Source organism: Haladaptatus halobius (assembly GCF_020618475.1).
Taxonomy (GTDB): Archaea; Halobacteriota; Halobacteria; order Halobacteriales; family Haladaptataceae; genus Haladaptatus; species Haladaptatus halobius.
In genome coordinates this window covers 1,330,188-1,348,525 of record NZ_CP085336.1, presented here as the reverse complement: position 1 = coordinate 1,348,525, position 18,338 = coordinate 1,330,188, and the positions used below count along the sequence as shown (strand labels likewise).

Annotated in this window: 13 protein-coding genes; 6 read left to right on the top strand and 7 right to left on the bottom strand. The window is 55.4% G+C overall.

From position 1 onward, the window contains the following. Positions 1-180 precede the first annotated feature (180 nt). Both fdhF and LIW51_RS23745 read right to left on the bottom strand, forming a co-directional pair. Entirely contained in the window at positions 181-3,468 is a 3,288-nt protein-coding gene (gene fdhF / locus LIW51_RS23750; protein WP_227377555.1) for a formate dehydrogenase subunit alpha, read from the bottom strand. Continuing rightward, complete coding sequence (locus LIW51_RS23745) at positions 3,465-4,988, bottom strand: NADH-ubiquinone oxidoreductase-F iron-sulfur binding region domain-containing protein (protein ID WP_227377554.1); 1,524 nt, start codon at positions 4,986-4,988, stop codon at positions 3,465-3,467. Before LIW51_RS23745 ends, fdhF begins: the two co-directional genes overlap by 4 nt. 184 nt (positions 4,989-5,172) lie before the next feature. Here LIW51_RS23745 and LIW51_RS23740 point away from each other — a divergent pair, with 184 nt between their 5' ends. Then, positions 5,173-5,445, top strand: coding sequence for a DUF8113 family protein (locus tag LIW51_RS23740; protein WP_227377553.1), 273 nt, complete (start codon positions 5,173-5,175; stop codon positions 5,443-5,445). A 32-nt stretch (positions 5,446-5,477) separates the two neighbouring features. On the opposite strand, the gene LIW51_RS23735 is transcribed toward LIW51_RS23740, so the two are convergent. The 3 genes from LIW51_RS23735 to LIW51_RS23725 form a co-directional block, all read right to left on the bottom strand. Beyond that, a complete protein-coding gene (locus LIW51_RS23735; RefSeq protein WP_227377552.1) occupies positions 5,478-5,858 on the bottom strand; it encodes a Rid family detoxifying hydrolase in 381 nt (126 codons plus the stop codon). 156 nt (positions 5,859-6,014) lie between these two features. After that, complete coding sequence (locus LIW51_RS23730) at positions 6,015-6,587, bottom strand: anthranilate synthase component II (RefSeq protein WP_227377551.1); 573 nt, start codon at positions 6,585-6,587, stop codon at positions 6,015-6,017. Further along, positions 6,584-8,092: an anthranilate synthase component I family protein gene (locus LIW51_RS23725; protein WP_368411812.1), complete on the bottom strand. Its 1,509-nt coding sequence runs from the start codon at positions 8,090-8,092 to the stop codon at positions 6,584-6,586. The genes LIW51_RS23730 and LIW51_RS23725 overlap by 4 nt, the downstream gene beginning before the upstream one ends. Positions 8,093-8,431: 339 nt before the next feature. On the opposite strand from LIW51_RS23725, the gene LIW51_RS23720 reads away from it, so the two are divergent. After that, positions 8,432-9,325: a bifunctional methylenetetrahydrofolate dehydrogenase/methenyltetrahydrofolate cyclohydrolase gene (locus tag LIW51_RS23720; protein ID WP_227377549.1), complete on the top strand. Its 894-nt coding sequence runs from the start codon at positions 8,432-8,434 to the stop codon at positions 9,323-9,325. 160 nt (positions 9,326-9,485) lie between these two features. On the opposite strand, the gene LIW51_RS23715 is transcribed toward LIW51_RS23720, so the two are convergent. Beyond that, positions 9,486-9,686 carry a hypothetical protein gene (locus LIW51_RS23715; RefSeq protein ID WP_227377548.1) on the bottom strand — a complete coding sequence of 67 codons (201 nt, stop codon included), beginning with the start codon at positions 9,684-9,686 and terminating at the stop codon, positions 9,486-9,488. A 529-nt stretch (positions 9,687-10,215) separates the two neighbouring features. Between LIW51_RS23715 and LIW51_RS23710 the strand changes: the two genes are divergently transcribed. Together LIW51_RS23710 and LIW51_RS23705 are read left to right on the top strand one after the other, a co-directional pair. Beyond that, positions 10,216-11,121 carry a tetrahydrofolate dehydrogenase/cyclohydrolase catalytic domain-containing protein gene (locus LIW51_RS23710; RefSeq protein WP_227377547.1) on the top strand — a complete coding sequence of 302 codons (906 nt, stop codon included), beginning with the start codon at positions 10,216-10,218 and terminating at the stop codon, positions 11,119-11,121. A 1,160-nt stretch (positions 11,122-12,281) separates the two neighbouring features. Further along, entirely contained in the window at positions 12,282-12,473 is a 192-nt protein-coding gene (locus tag LIW51_RS23705) for a helix-turn-helix domain-containing protein (RefSeq protein WP_227377546.1), read from the top strand. 322 nt (positions 12,474-12,795) lie between these two features. Here LIW51_RS23705 and LIW51_RS23700 read toward each other — a convergent pair whose 3' ends face one another. Then, positions 12,796-13,998, bottom strand: a complete 1,203-nt coding sequence (locus LIW51_RS23700; RefSeq protein WP_227377545.1) for a cation:proton antiporter — start codon at positions 13,996-13,998, stop codon at positions 12,796-12,798. A 492-nt stretch (positions 13,999-14,490) separates the two neighbouring features. Between LIW51_RS23700 and LIW51_RS23695 the strand changes: the two genes are divergently transcribed. Both LIW51_RS23695 and LIW51_RS23690 read left to right on the top strand, forming a co-directional pair. Beyond that, positions 14,491-16,779, top strand: coding sequence for a cation:proton antiporter domain-containing protein (locus tag LIW51_RS23695; protein WP_227377544.1), 2,289 nt, complete (start codon positions 14,491-14,493; stop codon positions 16,777-16,779). Between the two features lie 137 nt (positions 16,780-16,916). After that, positions 16,917-18,101 carry an inorganic phosphate transporter gene (locus LIW51_RS23690; RefSeq protein WP_227377543.1) on the top strand — a complete coding sequence of 395 codons (1,185 nt, stop codon included), beginning with the start codon at positions 16,917-16,919 and terminating at the stop codon, positions 18,099-18,101. The last annotated feature ends 237 nt before the right edge of the window (positions 18,102-18,338 follow it).

Sequence of the window (18,338 nt, the reverse complement as noted above, 5' to 3'; positions counted from 1 at the left end):
CTGTTTCGGGGGTTCGACGGCCTATCTGAAGGTATCCACAGCCATCGGTCACAGTGATTGGGTGTTTGATACGATCTACTGAGCCACGACTGTTCGGATAATCTACATCATCTGTTTCATCGAATGTCGAAACGGGAGCAAACGCGACTGGACAGTGCCGTCCGGACGTAACTGACCTCGTCAGTTGTCGCGGATTACTCCACTCCCGCCGACGTCACGGGTGCGAAGAACCGACTCATCCGTCTCAGGGCCGAGACCCTCGATGCGGACGCTGGACACCTTGTATTCGGGAATGCCAGCCTGCGGATCGAATGTGTTCTGCGTGAGTTTGTTCACTGCCCCTGCAGCGAAATGCATCGGAATGAACAGCGTGTTCGGCCCGACTCGATCGGTGACCTGGGCCTTGACGACAATGGATCCACGCCGAGACTCGACGCGTATGTACTCGGCGTCTTCGACGCCGAGCTGCTTCGCCGTCTTGGGATTGATCTCGACGAAGCTCTCGCCGACGTGGCTCATCAATCCCTCGACACGACGAGTAATCTGGCCGGTATGCCAGTGGTAGAGCACACGACCACTCGTGAGTGTGTACGGGTATTCTTCGTCTGGGAGTTCACCGGGGTGGCCGCCATCGGCGGGGACGAACCGCGCACGTCCGTCGTCGAAGTTGAAGTTCCCCTCCTCGTAATCGTAGAGGAACGGTGTGCCTGGGTGTTCTTCGTCCCAACAGGGCCACTGTAAACCATGCTCGCTCCCTTCCTCCAAGCGGTCGTAGTCGACACCGCCGTAGATGGGAACGAGCGTGCGTATCTCGTCCATTATTTCACGCGGGTGGTCGTAGTGCCAGTTGTATCCGAGGCGATTGGCCAGAGCCTGGGTTATCTCCCAATCCTGTCGGGCTTCGCCTGGTGGCTCCGCACTTGGCCGTACCCGCTGGATGCGGCGCTCGGTGTTGGTGAACGTCCCGTGTTTCTCCGGCGATGTCGCTGCAGGAAGGACGACATCGGCATGTTCGGCAGTCTCGGTCATGAAGATGTCCTGCACGACGAGGAAGTCGATCTCCTTGAGTCCCTCGTCCGCATGTTGGATATCAGGTTCGGAGAGCGCGGGATTCTCGCCGACGATGTACATCCCGCGGAGGTTCCCCTCGTGTATCTCGGTGAACATCTCCGGCACCTTGAGACCAGGCTCTTCCGGCGGCCGCTCACCCCACGCTTCGGCGAACTTTTCACTGACCTCGTCGTCAGCCGGGTTCTGGTACCCCGGGAGACTCCCAGGTAGCGTTCCCATATCTCCACCGCCGCCTTGCACGTTGTTCTGGCCACGGAACGGGGAGAGACCAGAACCCTCTTTGCCGACCTGTCCGAGCGTGAGTGCGAGATCGGCCATCGCAATGAGGTTCTCGGTGCCGTGGCTGGACTGGGTCATCCCCATCGCCCATCCGAACACGACATTCTCGGCCGCTGCAAGCGTCTCGGCGGCCGTGATTAGTTCCTCTGGTGGGATGCCCGCCAACTCCTCGACTCTCTCCAGGGTGAACGCTTGAACCTTCTGTTTGACCTCCTCGAAACCTGTTGTGTTGCGCTCAATGAACTCCTCGTCGTGGAGGTCTTCTTGGATGAGGTACCGAATCATCCCGTTTAGCCAAACCACGTCGTAGCCTGGCCGCGTCCGCGTGTACTGGTCGGCGTGTTCGGCGATGCCGACCTTCCGGGGATCGAAGACGATCAGGTCGGCGCCGTCGTGGACGTTCTGCTTGATTCGAGTCGCCAGTACTGGATGGGACTCGGTCGTGTTCGACCCGCTGATGAGATAGGCGTCGGCTTGACCGATGTCTTCGTTGATGCGGTTGGACATCGCACCGAACCCGAGCGTCTGCTGGAGTGCCGCCACCGTCGAAGAGTGACAGAGACGGGCGCAGTTGTCGATATTCTTGGTGCCGAGCACTTGTCGGGCGAACTTCTGGACGAGGTACGCCTCCTCGTTCGTGCCCTTCGAGGACGCGAGACAACCCACCGCGTCGACGCCATGATCCGCCTGGATTTCGGCGAGGCGTTCCGCCACGTAGTCCAGTGCCTCATTCCACCCAGTCGGTTCGAGTTCGCCCTCCTTGTTGCGAACGAGCGGTTGCGTGAGACGCTTCTTGCTGTTCGCGAATTCGTGACCGAACTTCCCCTTCACGCAGGTCGAGAAGTTGTTCGCCGGCGCATCGTCCGGGTCGTCGACCGGGACGACACCGAGGGCTTGGCCATCTTTCCCCCACATCTCGAAGCGACACCCGACAGCACAGAATCCACACGTCGTCTCCGCTTTTTCGATCGAGTCCAACCGGTAGTCGCTGACTTTGCTGGCGATGTCGAACAGGTACCCCTCCGGGAGCGTATTCGCCGCGATGCCTTCGGCGGTGTGTTCGCCGACCAGCATCGCTTTCCGGCCAAGTTCGCCACCCCGGTGCTTTACCTGATCCATGAATCGGGCGAGACCGGTCTTCTCGTCGCGATCCCCGGTTTCGTTAACGCCGAACGACCTGTTTGGAGCGGTCGTGTCGTCTATCGTCTCGACATCTTCGTGTTCGATGACCTCCCCGACGGAGTTCCGTTGGGTGAACCCAGGAAGGGGAATCGTCCCGGCCCCGTCGATGCCCTTCTCGGTTAGCGCACCGGTCGGACAGACTGTCGCGCAGTGGCCACAGGAGACGCAGTCTGAGTCGTGCATCGTCTCAGCGTCGGACTGGAATCCGATTCGAGTGTCCTCGCCGTGCCCTTCGATTCGGAGAACACCTTCTACCTGGACGTCGTTGCACGCATCGACACACCGATTGCAGAGGATGCACTTGTTGCGGTCTATCTGGATGAACGACGAGGAGTCGTCGATCGGCTCGTACTGGTCGCGCTCGTCGAAGACACCGTACCGCGGATGGTCGACGTCCTCGCTGATGGCTGTGTCCTGCAGTTCACATCGGCCGTTGCCGTTACAGGTCGTGCAACGGAGATTGTGGTTCGAGAGGACGAGGTCGAGGTTGACACTACGACACTCCTCGGCGTCTGGCGAGTCCGTCCGCACAGTGAGGCCGTCTTCGGCCGGGAACGAACAGGCGGGGACGAGGCCGTGGGCTTCCGTCTCGACCATACACGTTCGACATTCGCTACGGGGGCCGATTTGATCGCTACAATCACCCTCGTGGTCGTAGTAACAGAGCGCTGGTACGTCGGCGTCATCGTCGACGCCGTCCGCGCCCGACGCGGTCGTCACAGTCTCGTCGCTGACGGATTTCATCGCATCGATGATGGTCGACCCTGCTGGGACGGTCACCGGTTCACCGTTGACTGTTACCGTCGTCGATGTATCGCCATCGGTGCCGACGTCTGGGTCGTTCGCAGTGCCTGTCTCGAACTCAGCCGTAACCGGCGTGTTCGGACGCGGGTCAGCAATATCTGGTACGCTTGGGAGTGGGTCTTCGGTACTCATAGTTTCTCCATACAGGTGCCGCTATCACAGCGGCCGTCGGTGTGTGCGCGGAACTCCGGTTCGAACTCGTCGATAGCAGTCGTCACGGGCCGAGGGGCGTGAGCCCCAATCTGGCAGTTGCTCGACCGGCTCATCACTCGGCCTAGTTCCCGAATCTCGTCGGTTTCGAACGACCCTCGGTAGACGTCGCGTAGTAGTTCGACGAGTTGTTTCGTGCCTTCGCGGCCAGGAACACAGCGACCGCTGTTCTCCGTTGCGGCGAATTTAGCGCGTTCGCCGGCAGTCGCGACCGCACACCGCTTTTCATTTAGGAGTTCGACGACTCCATCGGTGCCGAGGTCGGCGGCACGCAGGGATTGTGCGGTCGGAGCGATGTCGAGATCACGGGTGATGCCACCGAGGATGCCGCCGACACAGGCCAATTTGAACGTGCCCGTCATCTCGACGGCGTCCAGCGTCGCCTCGAGACTGCCGCCCGACGCCAGTTCGATAGTCGCGGGACTTGCTACGTCGCCGGCGACGGTGACCAGTCGGGTTCCGGGGTCGGCACATTCCGCATCGAACGCGTCCGGCTCCCGGATAGCACGCTGAACCTGGGCAAACGTCCGGGGCGTGTGAACCACCGTCGGGCGGCCGTAGAGTCCGTATTCGGCGGGGGGTGGCGGCTGAAGCCGCGGTTCGATGCGGTCTGCGCCCTCGAGCGCTTCGAGTGCGGCCGTCGGCGCACCAGCGCGGTACACGTCGGGTGCAGCCACCAACTGTGGAACGACCGGTAGCTCCTCAGCGGCCGCGTTGACGGCCTTTTGAAGGAATCGATGCAATTCGACGTCCGTCTCGTTTAGGTAGAGAACGGCGTCATCGGCGCCGACGTACTCTGCGACGGCTGCCATCCCGTCGAGGACTGCCATGGGCGCACCGGCGAGCAACGTCCTGTCGGCCCGTGGCGTATCGCTGGACTCGTTCGCGTTGACGACGATAACCGGATCTCCGTCCGTCCTCCGAGCCGCCTCCCAGACGTCGGTGACCGGCTTGTCCGCGGCAGCATCACCGCGTCCGCGGCCGAGGAGTCCAATGTCGGTTACCGCTTCGGCCGTCTGTTCAGTTGCGACGAAGGTCCACTCCGTCGAGTTCAGCGGGTCGAGCCATCCACACGGGCCGAGCACAGACCGTCGACCGACCGATAGCGGTCCAGTATCCGGAACTGGTAGCGACGTGGTTTCCGGGTCGTGGTCGACAATTGTATCCGCACCGACTGTCGGAATCGACCCTGTTTCCAGCGTGTCGACCAGATCACTGATTACGGATGGTTTCGGATCAGTAAAGAACGCTGTCTGTCCCGCTCTGCTTGCCATGACGAGCGGATCGCTCTCCGTGATACCGGTCGCCCCCGTCCTAATTACCGGTACCGAGTCGGCCGTGTCCCGTGCCGCGGTGATGATCTGCTTAGAGTTGTTCGTTGCTGCCTCGGTCGCGACGCGAACGACGGGCGAGCGGTCGACGGCATCTTTACCCCTTGTCATTGCTTCGAATGTGGAGCCGAGGGGATAAAAAATTCCGTACTAGTCCGATGCCGATGGTACGTGTCTCACATGACTGCCGAGTAGTCGCAGCGACCACAATCAAACACTATCCGACACGTCGGGGGTACGACTTGCGCACACTCCATCAAAGAGATTAGGGTTCTCTAGCTCGGTGTCTGATGTGATGGCGAACCCACGATTCGAGGAAGTTAAAATGGCGGCGGCGTCTGCAGTCACTGGCGAAGACTTGCATTCGGTATACACCGGCCTCGTTCACAAAGACGGCCGCCACGAGTACTATTTCGGCAACGATACTGAAGCGGCCTCTGAACTCCGCGAGGCCGCCGCGGTTCAACTCGGTATGCTGTTGCGTGTGCTCGCCGACTACTCCAACAGCGACATCGAGGAAATCACCGACCTCGCCGTCGAGCGCGCCGAGCAAATGAAGCAGCGGTGAGCGCACCTCGATGAGAACGAGCATCTCGGTGGCTACAGGGTCGTCACGACGGCCTCGATCTCCACCGCCGCACCCTTCGGCACCGCAGCAACGCCGACGGCGCTCCGTGCCGGGAAATCATTCTGAAAGAACTCGCTGTAAGCCTCGTTGAACTCGTCGAAGTCGTCTATGTCGTCGAGAAAGATCGTTGTCTTGAGTACGTCCTCGAGCGCTAGTCCTTCTGATTCGAGAATCGCTTTGACGTTTCTGAGACACTGCCGCGTCTGCTCACCGACGGGTTCGTCTGCGAGCAGCTCACCGTCGGTCGTCAGTGGCAGTTGCCCGCCCGTAATAAGAACCTCGCCGTTCGTCGTCGCCTGGCTGTACGCACCGACCGCAGTTGGTGCATCGTCGGTACTGACTGTGTGCTTCACATTCAACTCTTTCTACGCCCATCCCTTAAATCTCGGCCGTAATATCGATCCTGACACATTTTGACAGAATACTTTCCGATTATGGGACGTCACTATGATTCACTCATACGGATAGGCGATGCGAGTAGCGGGCGGTTGCCGGGTTCGCGTCGTTACTCAGGCGTTGGCAATGGTCGCACAGAAGTTCTTCACGATGCGCTTTCCGGCATCAGTGAGGATGCTCTCGGGGTGGAATTGCACGCCGACGTGCGGCAGATCGGCGTGCCGCACGCCCATCACGACACCCTGTTCGTCGTTGGTATATGCCGTCTCGGTCAGTTCGGCTGGCAGATCATCGTCGTCGATGGCCAACGAGTGGTAGCGCCCGACTTCAAACGGATCGTCTACGCCGTCGTACAGACCGGTTCCGTCGTGACGAATCTCGGACGGCTTGCCGTGAACCACCTCGGGAGCGTGCCTGACCGATGCCCCATTTGCTGCACACAGAGCTTGGTGACCTAGACAGACTCCGAGAGCGGGGTACTCCATTTCGGCGAAAATGTCGATCGAAACGCCGGCGTCGGCCGGCGTTCCCGGTCCGGGGGAGACGACGATACCGTCTGGATTCCGTTCCCGTATATCTGCCACGTCGATCTCGTCATTGCGCCACACCGTGACATCGTCGAACTCCCCGACGTACTGAACGAGGTTGTACACGAACGAGTCGTAGTTGTCGATGATGAGTATCATCTGACTCCCTCCATCGCGTCAGTGCTGGGTTCAACGGCGAACGACCCTTGTTCGCCTAGCGCCTCGTCGACGGCTGTCACGAGCGCCCGTGCCTTGTCCAGCGTCTCCTGATACTCCTTCTCTGGTATAGAATCGTGAACTACGCCGCTCCCGACGCGCAGTCGGTACTCGCCTTTGTGGCGAACTAACGTTCGAATGGTGATGTTCAGCGTCGCTCGGTCGTCGAACCCGAAAACGCCGATACTCCCCGTGTAGGGCCCACGACTGGTCGTCTCGACTTCGTCGATAATCTCCATGGTTCGGGGTTTCGGTGCACCGGTTATCGTCCCGCCCGGAAACATCGCCGCAACGGCGTCTGCCATACTTACGCCGTCACGCAACTGCCCTTCTACCAGCGAGACGAGGTGCATCACCTCCGAGTAGTGATCGATGCGGCGGTACTCCGTTACCCCGACGCTGCCGTACTCGCTTACCTTCCCGAGGTCGTTACGCTCTAAGTCGACGAGCATCGCGTGTTCTGCACGCTCTTTCTCATCGGTGCTGAGGTCACGTTCCAACTCCCCGTCCTCATCGGGATTGCCTCCACGTGGCCGCGTCCCGGCGATGGGTTCGGTGAGCAGTCGATCACCCTCGACGTCCAATAACAGCTCGGGACTGGCACTGACGAGATCAATGTTTGGGAACTCCAGAAGCCCGGAATAGGGCGCGGGATTCACTCGTCGCAGCGCATCGAAGGTCTCGACTGGGTTGACCGCCGCAGGTGCTACTAGCCTATGCGAGACGTTCGTCTGGAATGTATCGCCATCCTGGATGTATCGTTTAATCGTTTGAACGCGGTCAGCGAACGCTGCCTCACCGCACTCGCTCTCGAATGTCGCCTGGCGGTTCGGGGATGGAGGTGGCTGAACGTGCCTCTCCCCATACAGCGCTGTCTCGGCGAGCGCTATCGCTTTCTCTCGCCCTTCTTCATAGGCTGCCACTGGCGACTCTTCGACGATGGGGCACGCAGTTACGTGAACCTGGACGTCGCCGTCGTGTGGCTCCTCCCAGGCAGCAACACGGTCGAACACTCCGAGCTGGAGTCGGGGGAGTCCGTCGCGAATCGTCGTCGCCGGGAGTTCCTCCAATTCCCGAGCGATATCGTAGGCCAACCACCCGAATGCGCCACATGGGTAAGGGACATTACAGTCCCCACGAACGAGCTGTTCGCGGTCTAGTAATGAGTTAATAGCTTCGATGCTGGGACTTTTGGCGTCTAGAGGTATCGCGTCTGCGTTCACTTGCAGGCGCTCGACCGGCTTGACGCCAAAGTAACCCCACCCGGACTGCCCGCCGGTGGTTTCGAGATAGAACCCGTCGGTGTCGGACTTGTGAACGCGGCGATATGCGTCGAATGGATCCGAGACGGTAATGTAAACTTCGACCGGTATTCGAGCCTCGGATGGCGCCGACGTTGCGGTCTTCATGAACGATTCTTCCTTCGTAATGACGTTAATCCCTTTCATATGACGTGATGGCGCTTGCGAGAACCGGTGTGCGATTCTCTATGCTATCATATAGTCCTTGTATTAGTCCCGATAAAAACGTTATGTGGATCGTCGATACGGCCACTATGGTGTCGGTTCAGTCGCGAATAGATGGCGAATTCGAGATAATCACTCGTCTCTACTTCAAGGGGTTAACTATTCCTCATCTCCAACTATATCGTTCGAATCCGAGATTGGAATCTAGAGCGCGCCCGGCAGGAGACTGCCTCTGAACAGCGCATCGGCATCCGAGTCTCTACTCGAACGATGTAGAGAGCAAGCCCGATAGCGGCATTCACAACAGCAATAACACCAACAATGACTACGATAATCGATGGTAACGAGATTGCGGACCAAATCAGAGCCGACGTGAAAGAGTGTACGCAACACTTGGACGACGAGGGTGTGACGCCAGGGCTGGCGACAGTGTTGATGAGCGACGATGGGGGAAGTGAAACGTACGTCTCGATGAAACAGCAGGCCTGCAAGGAAATCGGTATCGAGGGAATCCACCACGAGATTGATCCAGACGAACCAGCGGAAGTTCTGTTCGACCGAATCGACCAATTGAACGAGGATCCAGTAGTTCACGGCATCCTCGTTCAGATGCCTGTTCCCGACCATATCGAGACGCGAGCGGTTTTGGAGCACATTGACCCGATGAAGGACGTCGACGGCTTTCATCCGGAGAACGTCGGGCGACTAGTGGCAGGAAATGCCCGATACAAACCCTGTACTCCACACGGGATTCAGAAGATATTGGCGGCCTGTGATATCGATACAGAGGGCAAGGATGCCGTCGTCGTCGGTCGGTCTGACATCGTTGGCAAACCGATGGCAAATTTATTCATTCAGCGAGACAAGGGTGGCAATGCGACGACGACAGTCTGTCACTCCCGGACGGACGATCTCGCCGAAAAAACTCGCAGTGCCGATATCGTCGTCGCCGCAGCTGGAGTCCCTGAAATGATAGATGGCGAGATGCTCTCGGAAGACGTAACCGTGATCGATGTTGGTATCACTCGCGTCGACGCCGACACGGAAAAAGGATACGAACTCGTCGGCGACGTCGACTTCGAGAGCGCAAAGGAGAAGGCGGGCGCCATCACGCCCGTCCCAGGTGGCGTAGGACCGCTCACCATCGCGATGCTTATGTACAACACCATCAGAGCGGCGAGCCTACAATCGGGTGTGCCTGTCGACCTCCCTTAGAGCCGGAGTTACATTGCAACGATGAGTCGTAGCAAAGGTAGTCTGATTCGCAGTATTGACGACTATTCAACGATCCACGTTAATCTCTCCCGTGAAGATCCCCGCGAAGATGGACTCCTCTATTAGAAAAGATTCGAAAACTATTGACGGACGGTGATTATCAGTGTATTTCGACGGCACCGCATTCCGGGCAGGTTATCTCGACTGTGGCTGTCGACTCTGTCCGTTCCTGAATAACGTTGTGACTCTCTCCGCACCGCTTGTGCATGTATACTTGGTGATCTGCGTGATCGTCCAGCAGGATGTCGTCGTCCTCGTCTGTAAGCACTATCCCGCGACAATAGTAACATTCACTCTCCATAAATTTGGTATCGCAGTTCACCGTGAAATAGGTATCACCGGTATAAGCAGGAGACCGGTCTCAGACGGTTCTGCCAATCCCCGACTTAAACATCCAGATTGCTGCCCACCACATCGGTAAAACAACCATGGGAGCCAACGGAAATAGCCGCTATACAGTACGTCTATGCCGGCGACGCACACCGTTCACTGATTCGGTGGAGTGCTCGCGCGCTCTACGAAGTGAAGGCGCCCGAGCACACCCGCGAACTGGTAAGTATACCAGGAAGGTGTCTAGTATCGATAGTCTTTCGGGCGCCAAAATCGGCGAATACTTCTTCACTAAACAGGCGACCGGCGTCGTCATCGGTGAGACGGCTACCGTCGGAAAGTAATTCGTATTTATCAAGATGTGATCCTCGGAGCGTTGTACTTCGAAGGGGACGAAAGATTCCAGTTACTTACGCGACATTGCTGGCAGTCCTCGCTGCTAGGCTTTCGTTCTGCGAAGGATATTTTTCTCCACCTTACCAAGGTTGCATTCGATACTTATGACAACCACGACGCTAATGTGGGGACAACCACTCGCGGAGGACTTGCGCGCAGGAGTCCGTGAGGATCTCGCCACCCTCCGAGACCAAGGCATCAGACCGACGCTAGGGACGGTTCTGATGAGCGATGACAATGCAGACGAGGCGTTCATGGATCGGAAGCATGAGCTCTGTGAAGCGGCCGGAATTCCGACCAAGCGGGTCGACATTCGGCCAGACGAACCAGCAGAGGTGCTCTATCGTACGGTCGAACGGCTGGGCGCCGACGACGACGTGACGTCGCTTTTCGTGCAAGTACCACTCCCCGACCACGTCAACGCTAGCGCGATAAGAGATCGTGTGCCACCGGTGAAGGATATTGACTGCTTCGCCCCTGAGAATCTGGGACGCCTCGTCGTCGGTGATTCATGGGTGACACCTGCCACTCCCGCCGCCGTTTTACGTCTTCTCGAAGCCTATTGTATTGAGACGGTGGGCAAGGATGTAGTCGTGGTTGGACGGAACACCGCTATCTGCAAGCCGCTCGCAAACCTGTTTCTTGCTCGTGGCCCAGGTGGAGACGCGACAGTTACGGTGTGTCACACGGCGACGACGGACTTGGCTGCTAAGACCCGTCGTGCCGATATCCTCGTAACGGCTGCCGGTGTTCCGCATTTAGTCGACGAATCAATGGTTTCAGCTGGCGTCTCGGTCGTCGACATCAGCGTTAACCGCATCAGGGCCGATACAGAGAAAGGGTACGAACTCGTCGGCGACGTCGACTTCGAGAGCGTCAAGGAGAAGGCGAGCGCCATCACGCCCGTCCCGGGCGGCGTGGGGCCACTGACACTAGTACTGATTCTGCGCAATATTGTCGACGTTACTGCAAGACAGGCGGGCATCAAGGTAGCGCTTGATCGAAATTGACGGAAAACGGTACAATCAGGCAGGTACGGTTTATAAACAAATCGTAGATGATATGAATGCAATGTCGGGAATATCCTCGTACGGAGGACCTCCAGCATTTTCTATCGATCGAATTCCGCAAATACGGGGTCCATAGCTTTGATACTATATTACACGAAGAGTCCTTCACTACTATTCTGATGGTCACGCACGCCTTCTGCAACCACTTTCGTTCTGCACTCTAACTTCAGTTGTTCTCCTCTCCCATTACTCAGAGGATATTTCTATGATCTCCACAAACAATAAGATACCCGACAATTTGAGTGTGATGAGCTGTAAGCGCTGGTCTTGGTTGAACAGCGCGCTCGCCACTCTATCCCCACGGTTGAACGACCGAAAGAGGAGAAATGAGTCCTTTTCCTGTTCTGCCCCGGTGAAATTCCTGCCTGAGGACGCTCTGCACAAACTCAACTTCTAAAGAAAAAACATAATGTGGAGATGGGCGGTGTGGATAGGAATAGAATCACTTGAAAATGCCGAGGACTCTCCCCTTGCACCCGTTAAATAGGTCAATTATATTTCCTTCGATTTTGTCAATGTAAATCTACGATCTTCGCGCTCCGCTTGAATCGTTTCCGGTTACGCTTCTAATGACTCTTATTCAGCGTCAAATCATTACAACAATAGGGTCGTAATGCAGTATGACGATTAAGAATGTGAAGGTGATACCTTCTAGTTAAATTTTCGATGAGGCGGAGTCGCAGAATATTTCGAATTTACTTCACCACCTCGCAGTCGCGGATACAGATCGAATGTCTTTCCAAGTTCAGAAATCAATTGTTCGATATTCTCTTATGTCGGCCATCGCCTGACTTGAATGTGACAACCTTTGCCCGACGAAATAGGACGTTGTCTATCATGGACAATATATTGTGGACATATTTACTTTTCCCTTACGATTTTGTGACTGTTCCAATTGTCTTGCTCCCCTAAGCAATGAGCTGAACTCTTCCACGACAGAAATACTACTATTGAAGGCCTAATTCATCACTGCATATTCATCAAACTATGACTTACTTCTTCTGCTTCCTTATTGTACTGCCGTCTTTGCCCAACTGACCAAAACTAATTACCCACTCTTTTCGTCTTCTTCCGTGATGTGATACCTAGAGAATGTCTTGATGACTGAACTCCAGAATACACCCGCTGAGGTGGATGATGTCCAAGCAACGAAGCAGCACATGGTCGTGATTGTCTATACACAGGGTAACTCACAAACGGACTTGGCCGAATGGTATGGATTCTCCCGCAAGACCGTATATTTCTGGCTCCAACGATTCGAGAAGAGTCGGTTCACGACGCAGTTCGTGTAAGTCCCGCCCAGGTCGCCACCGAACTCGGTCACGAAAGACCAAGCTGAGTCTCTCAACAACTGCATGAGATACCTTCGAACGCCAGCTACAACTCTGCAGAATGGGATATTCCACTTGTGCAACGCCTTTTAGTCGAATAGCTGTCACATATTCGTGAACGAGTACGTACCGTCTATGTTCGAAAGTCGAGTAGTTTATTTTGAAATATTTGTCTATCTCAGGAGAGTAGGGCATCGATACCATCAGTTTGTCGGTAGCAGACTCAAGCAATTGATGTTTTCACGCTGAATGACGTCAGCAGTAGCAAGTATAGTAAGGTAGTTCACGCGAAGGTATCGAGGCGGGACAGAAGCATTGGGATAAGCCATCCTTCTATGAGAAGGGTAATAAGAACCATACCGAAGACTGTTTCTGCTAGAATCGGTGCTGACTCCGGAGAGAGTCGTTGCAATCGTAAAACAAAGAGAGTAGCGACGCTAGTAGGAATTAGCCAGCGCGGAGCAATGAAACTCAAGACTCCGTTTTCCCGCCAAGAGAACTGACCGGCACCGGTTGAAGCGAAGACTGCAACTGGCCTGATTATGACTATACAGCCAATGACAAAGAGTAACACCTGAAATCCTCGTAATCGCATTGAATTAAACGAGATCAAGGACGTGAAAATGATGAAGATGAAAGAGAGGACAAGAAGCGTAATTTCGTCCTCAAAGTCACCAAATTCCTCTTTATAAAGAATATCGGTATTTCCTACCAATATCCCGGCTGTTACAGCGGCGGTGATACCGGCCTTCCCAGTAATCAATACTGCACTCGTATGAGCGACGATTGCACCAGCTATGAGTATCAGTCGGGTGTATTGAGGGGCATCGCGATATGGGTAATCAGAGGATTTGAATAATCTCCGTAAAAGCAGTGCGATAATTCCGCCGATAATGAGTCCTATCCCAATGCGGCTTAAAAGCGCCTCGATGAATGCGGTGAGCGTCGCCTCTGAAAGCGTAATGGCTTCGAATACCATTACTGCCACGATCGGTACCGTGACGTCGTTTATGAGACCTTCCTGCTCCAATATCGCTTTGACGTTGACGTCACTCGGAAGAGAATCTCCAAAAGAAATGATGATTGTTGGGCCAGTCGCCATTAGGATCGTTCCAACGAGGAGCGCAGTATCCCAGCGTGCGCGAAGTACCGCACGAACTAGGAGTGTCGTCCCGATAAGCGTGATTAGCGCACCAAACGTGACGAGGCGAAGGGTTGCTGGTCGAATCTGCCGGATTTGCTCGAAGTTTAGTTGGAACGCTCTCTCAAAGACGAGAATCGCAACGCCAGCACCGACGAGCGGAATGAGTGTACCAGAAAATAATTCCTGCCGGACAATAGAGAATCCTTGCGGCCCTACAATGAAGCCGAAGATAATAAGGAGAAGAGCGCTCGGAATCCGGAGGAAGGTAGCGAGTAGATATGCTGCAATTCCGGCGCTGACGATCGCGACAACCAGGAATAATAGCGTTGTGTGAGAACTCATTATCTGGTTAGGGTGTGGAAACTAACGACCGTGACGCGATGAATTTTCAGCCATATTACCATCGCCACAAACCCCGCCTAATCGGTGACTGCTCTTCAAAGACCATAGACAGAGAAGTACGCCAAACGATATTAATCCAGGCGACACTAAAGAAGCACCTCACTGTTCAATTTAGGATGATATCTAAAAGGTATACTCGTCGTAGAGTTCAAAAATAACGGAACCTCCAGTACGATTCACCATCTCGCGGGAAACTCAGTTAATTCGCGCGTTTCATCCGCCTATCAGAAGCCAATTACTTTATATTGATTCACAGCTACACTTCATATGCGCGGAATAGATTGGCATAGCTACATTATGGTGCCGATGTGGCGCTTTGGCATTCGATGGCGATGGCGTTGATGTGAGTTCCAACACCGGTTTAGAGTATGAGAAGACAGCCCACCCGTCAGCCTCACACGCCTGTAAACAGGAGAAATGATAACGTAAGGAATGGTGTCTGAAGTCCTTCCCCCGCTCAGCGAGCATCAACTGCTGCTATTATTCGCCGAACTGTTCTTGCTCCTGTTTACAGCGCGAGGACTCGGCGAGATAGCAAAACGCTTAAGTCTCCCGTCAGTGCTGGGCGAGCTGTTAGCCGGCATCGTGATCGGCCCGTCGTTGCTCGGCGTTTTGGCGCCGGGTGTATTCACGGCAATCTTTCCGCCTGAGGCGAGTCAGTACCACTTGATAGAAGCGGTATCGTGGGTCGGTCTCCTGATGCTTTTGGTTGTCACCGGTTTGGAAACCGATCTTGAACTCATCATCAGCCGAGCGAAACCTGCGACGTACACCGCATTCACTGGCATCGTGATTCCGTTCGCAATGGGCTTCGGACTTGCATATCTGTTGCCGGGGGAGTTCCTTGCGGCGGACAACCAGCGGTTCGTGTTCAGCCTCTTTCTCGGGACGGCGCTCAGCATCTCAGCGATTCCAGTAATCGCGAAGGTCTTGATCGATATGGACGTTATCGGGCGAGATATCGGTCAAATCACAATCGCATCGGGGATGCTTAATGACACGATCGGTTGGATTCTGCTAGCCCTCGTTGCTAGTCTCGCACGTGCTGGCAGCGATCAGGCGCTCAGTACCGCCGGAGAAACGATCCTTTGGCTCGTGATTTTTCTCGGCGTTTCGTTCACCCTCGGCCGTCGACTCGCCGAATGGAGCATGCGCTGGGTCGATACCAATTTCGGTAGTGACGACCTTGCGAAGACGACGGCGGTGATGATTCTGGCGTTGGGTGTCGGAACGATAACGCAGTATCTCGGATTGGAGGCAGTACTCGGAGCATTCGTCGTGGGCGTCCTCGTCGGTCAAGTACGGCGATTTGATCAGGCTGCACGGCACACGTTTGAGGTGATCACGATCGGCATCTTCGCACCTATTTTCTTCGCGACGGCAGGACTTAGGGTCGATTTGACAGCTATGGCCGATCCAACGGTCTTGCTTGGTGGTGTAGCCATTCTCGGCGTGGCTATCGCGGGGAAGTTTATCGGAACGTACGTCGGTGCGAGAGCCGCCGGATTATCACCTTGGGAAGGGATTGCAATGGGTTCCGGTCTCAACGCACGTGGCGCACTCGAAATCATCGTCGCGACGATCGGACTCAGCGTTGGTATTCTTACAACCACAACCTACACAATCATCGTAATGGTGGCCATCATCACGTCACTTCTCGCTCCGCCATTGCTTCGGGCATCGCTATCTAGGATCGAACTATCCGAGGAAGAAGCTATACGGTTGGAACGCAAAGAACTGGAACGCCGAAGCTTTCTCGGCGATGTCATCCGTGTTCTCTTACCTACTCGCTGTAGCACCAGTTCACAGCTCACGGCCCAACTGCTCGGTCATATCGCTCGAGAGCGTGACATCGAAGTTACGAGCATGTACGTCGATACCGCTGGAACTGCACCGAGCGGAACCTCACTCATCCGTCGTACGAAAAGGGCTATTGCTAGGCTTCGAACCATCGACGGGCGAGCACAGAGTGATGGTGGGATGCTAGCGGCGAGAAACAATCGTGAGAGTGCCGAGTCGTGTCTCGAAGTGATCGATTCCCAACTCGGACTCCCACAGAAATACATCCGAGATATCGTCCGGTCAGCCCGGCTGAGTACGAGCGAGACAGTGCTCGCCGAAGCCGGCGAAGGGTACGATTTACTTGCTCTTGGGGCGAGCGAACAGTCAGTTACCGAGGACGGCCCGTTGTTCAGCCTAGCAATCGACGATCTCATCCGGCGAACGCCATGTCCGATGATGGTCGTCGTATCGGATATGGATCCCCGTCCACGTCCGCTTCCTGAAGTTCCGATACGGCGTATCCTCCTCCCCACTGTCGGAACGCAGTACAGCCGCCGCGCCGCGGAGATAGCATTTGCGATCGCAACTAGTTGTAATGCCGTCGTCGAAATCGTCCACGTCGTCAATCGACCGCAAATCAACGAATTGTACGGCCGGAATGTAAACCTCTCGAAGGCGATCGATCTCGGCGAAGATATCGTCGCAAAAGAAGCCGATCTCGGCCGAAAAATGGATGTCGATGTCATGACGGAGGTGTCTGCAGGTGAGAAGCCTGAACGCAACATCGTCGAACGAGCGATGATCGATGACGTTGACTTGATCGTCATCGGGGGTGAAATCCGGCCTGCTACGCGCCGAGCATTCTTCGGCCACCGGGTCGAACACATCGTACGGAATGCACATTGTCCGGTTGCAGTCATCAGTTCAGCGTCGCATTGATCGTAGATGTGCTGTAAGGGTTCGAGTGAATGTACACGACGGAGCCATCTCGAAGTACTCTGACGCGCGTCTGCCTTTCAAAACTCCTGCCATAAAGTGGCCATGTCAGTCAAAAGGATCGCCGTGGGAATATTACTATGGTAGGATTGGGGACGCTTGTCTTGGCTGTGATTGCGGGTGGAGCGAGTTTGTTCATGGCTTGGACGATCGGTGCTGGGTCAAGCGGCTCTACACCATTTGCCCCAGCAGTTGGTGCACACGCACTTCCAACCATGCGTGCCGCCTTTCTGGTGGGTATATTTGCCTTCATTGGAGCCGTGATGCAGGGAACTAGCGTTGCTGAAGCGATGGCTGCCGGTATGATTCGTGGTGTCAGTCTAACACCGCTTGCTATTGTTGTCGCGCTTTCCGTGGCCGCAGGTCTTGTGGTAGTCGGCATTTTTACCGGCTATCCGATCGCAACGTCGTTCACGGCGACAGGGGCAGTGATCGGCGTTGGTCTTGGGCTTGGGGGTATTCCCGCGTGGACGAAATATCAACAAATCGGTTTGCTTTGGCTTCTCACACCGATTCTTGGCGGGGGCACTGCGTATATCACCACTCGGTTGCTTCAGACAGAGCTCCTTCCTGATCGTTATAGTATTCCGACTCTAGGTGGGGTTGTCAGCGTAATAATCGTAAATATCCAGTTTCCGTTTTTGGGTACCTCTCCAGAAGGCGAATCGGTCGTGAGTTGGTTTGCAGCGCACATTTCGATATCACCACGAGCCGAAATCGTTATCATCTCTTTGATTTTCGCGCTTCTCGCGATGACCTTGGTACGTCGTGATCTCCAGCAGGATGCGATTGCGGCACAGCGTCGATTCCTCTTTCTTCTCGGTGTCATCGTTGCATTTTCCGCCGGCGGTAGTCAAGTTGGACTTGCAATTGGCCCGATTCTTCCACTGTACGACTCGCTCGCAATTCCGGCAGTTGCAGTGCTTATCGGGGGTGGTCTCGGACTACTCGTTGGTGCGTGGATGGGTGCACCGCGGATGATCAAGGCAATTTCTCAAGATTATGCTGCTCTCGGCCCGCGTCGTGCAATCGCTGCTCTCATACCTTCATTTGCTATCGCACAAGTAGCGATTTTATACGGTATTCCCATGTCTTTTAACGAAATCGTCGTGAGTGCAGTAGTCGGCAGCGGATTTGCTGCGGGCCAAGCACGGGTAAGTCAAGGAAAACTCCTGTATACAACCGTTGCTTGGATCGGTTCTTTCACGCTCTCCATCCTCCTTTCCTACTTGATTTTGCGAGTACTCCGATTCGTGCCACCCTAGGATGTGATAGCGTAGTTCTTCGGTGTGCTACGTAGGTCTTAGATTCCCGTCTTCATCGGAAACACCCTCGGCGGAGTATTCGGGGGTGCGCCGGTTCACTACGCCCCACGTGAACGAAGACTGTTTACAGGAAACCCTGCAAGTCAGCTGTGATTCCTCGAAAATGGTTCGCTGGATGGCAGGCAAGGCGACCGTATGTGACAACTGAGAAGGATAAAATTTACAATAATTCAAAAC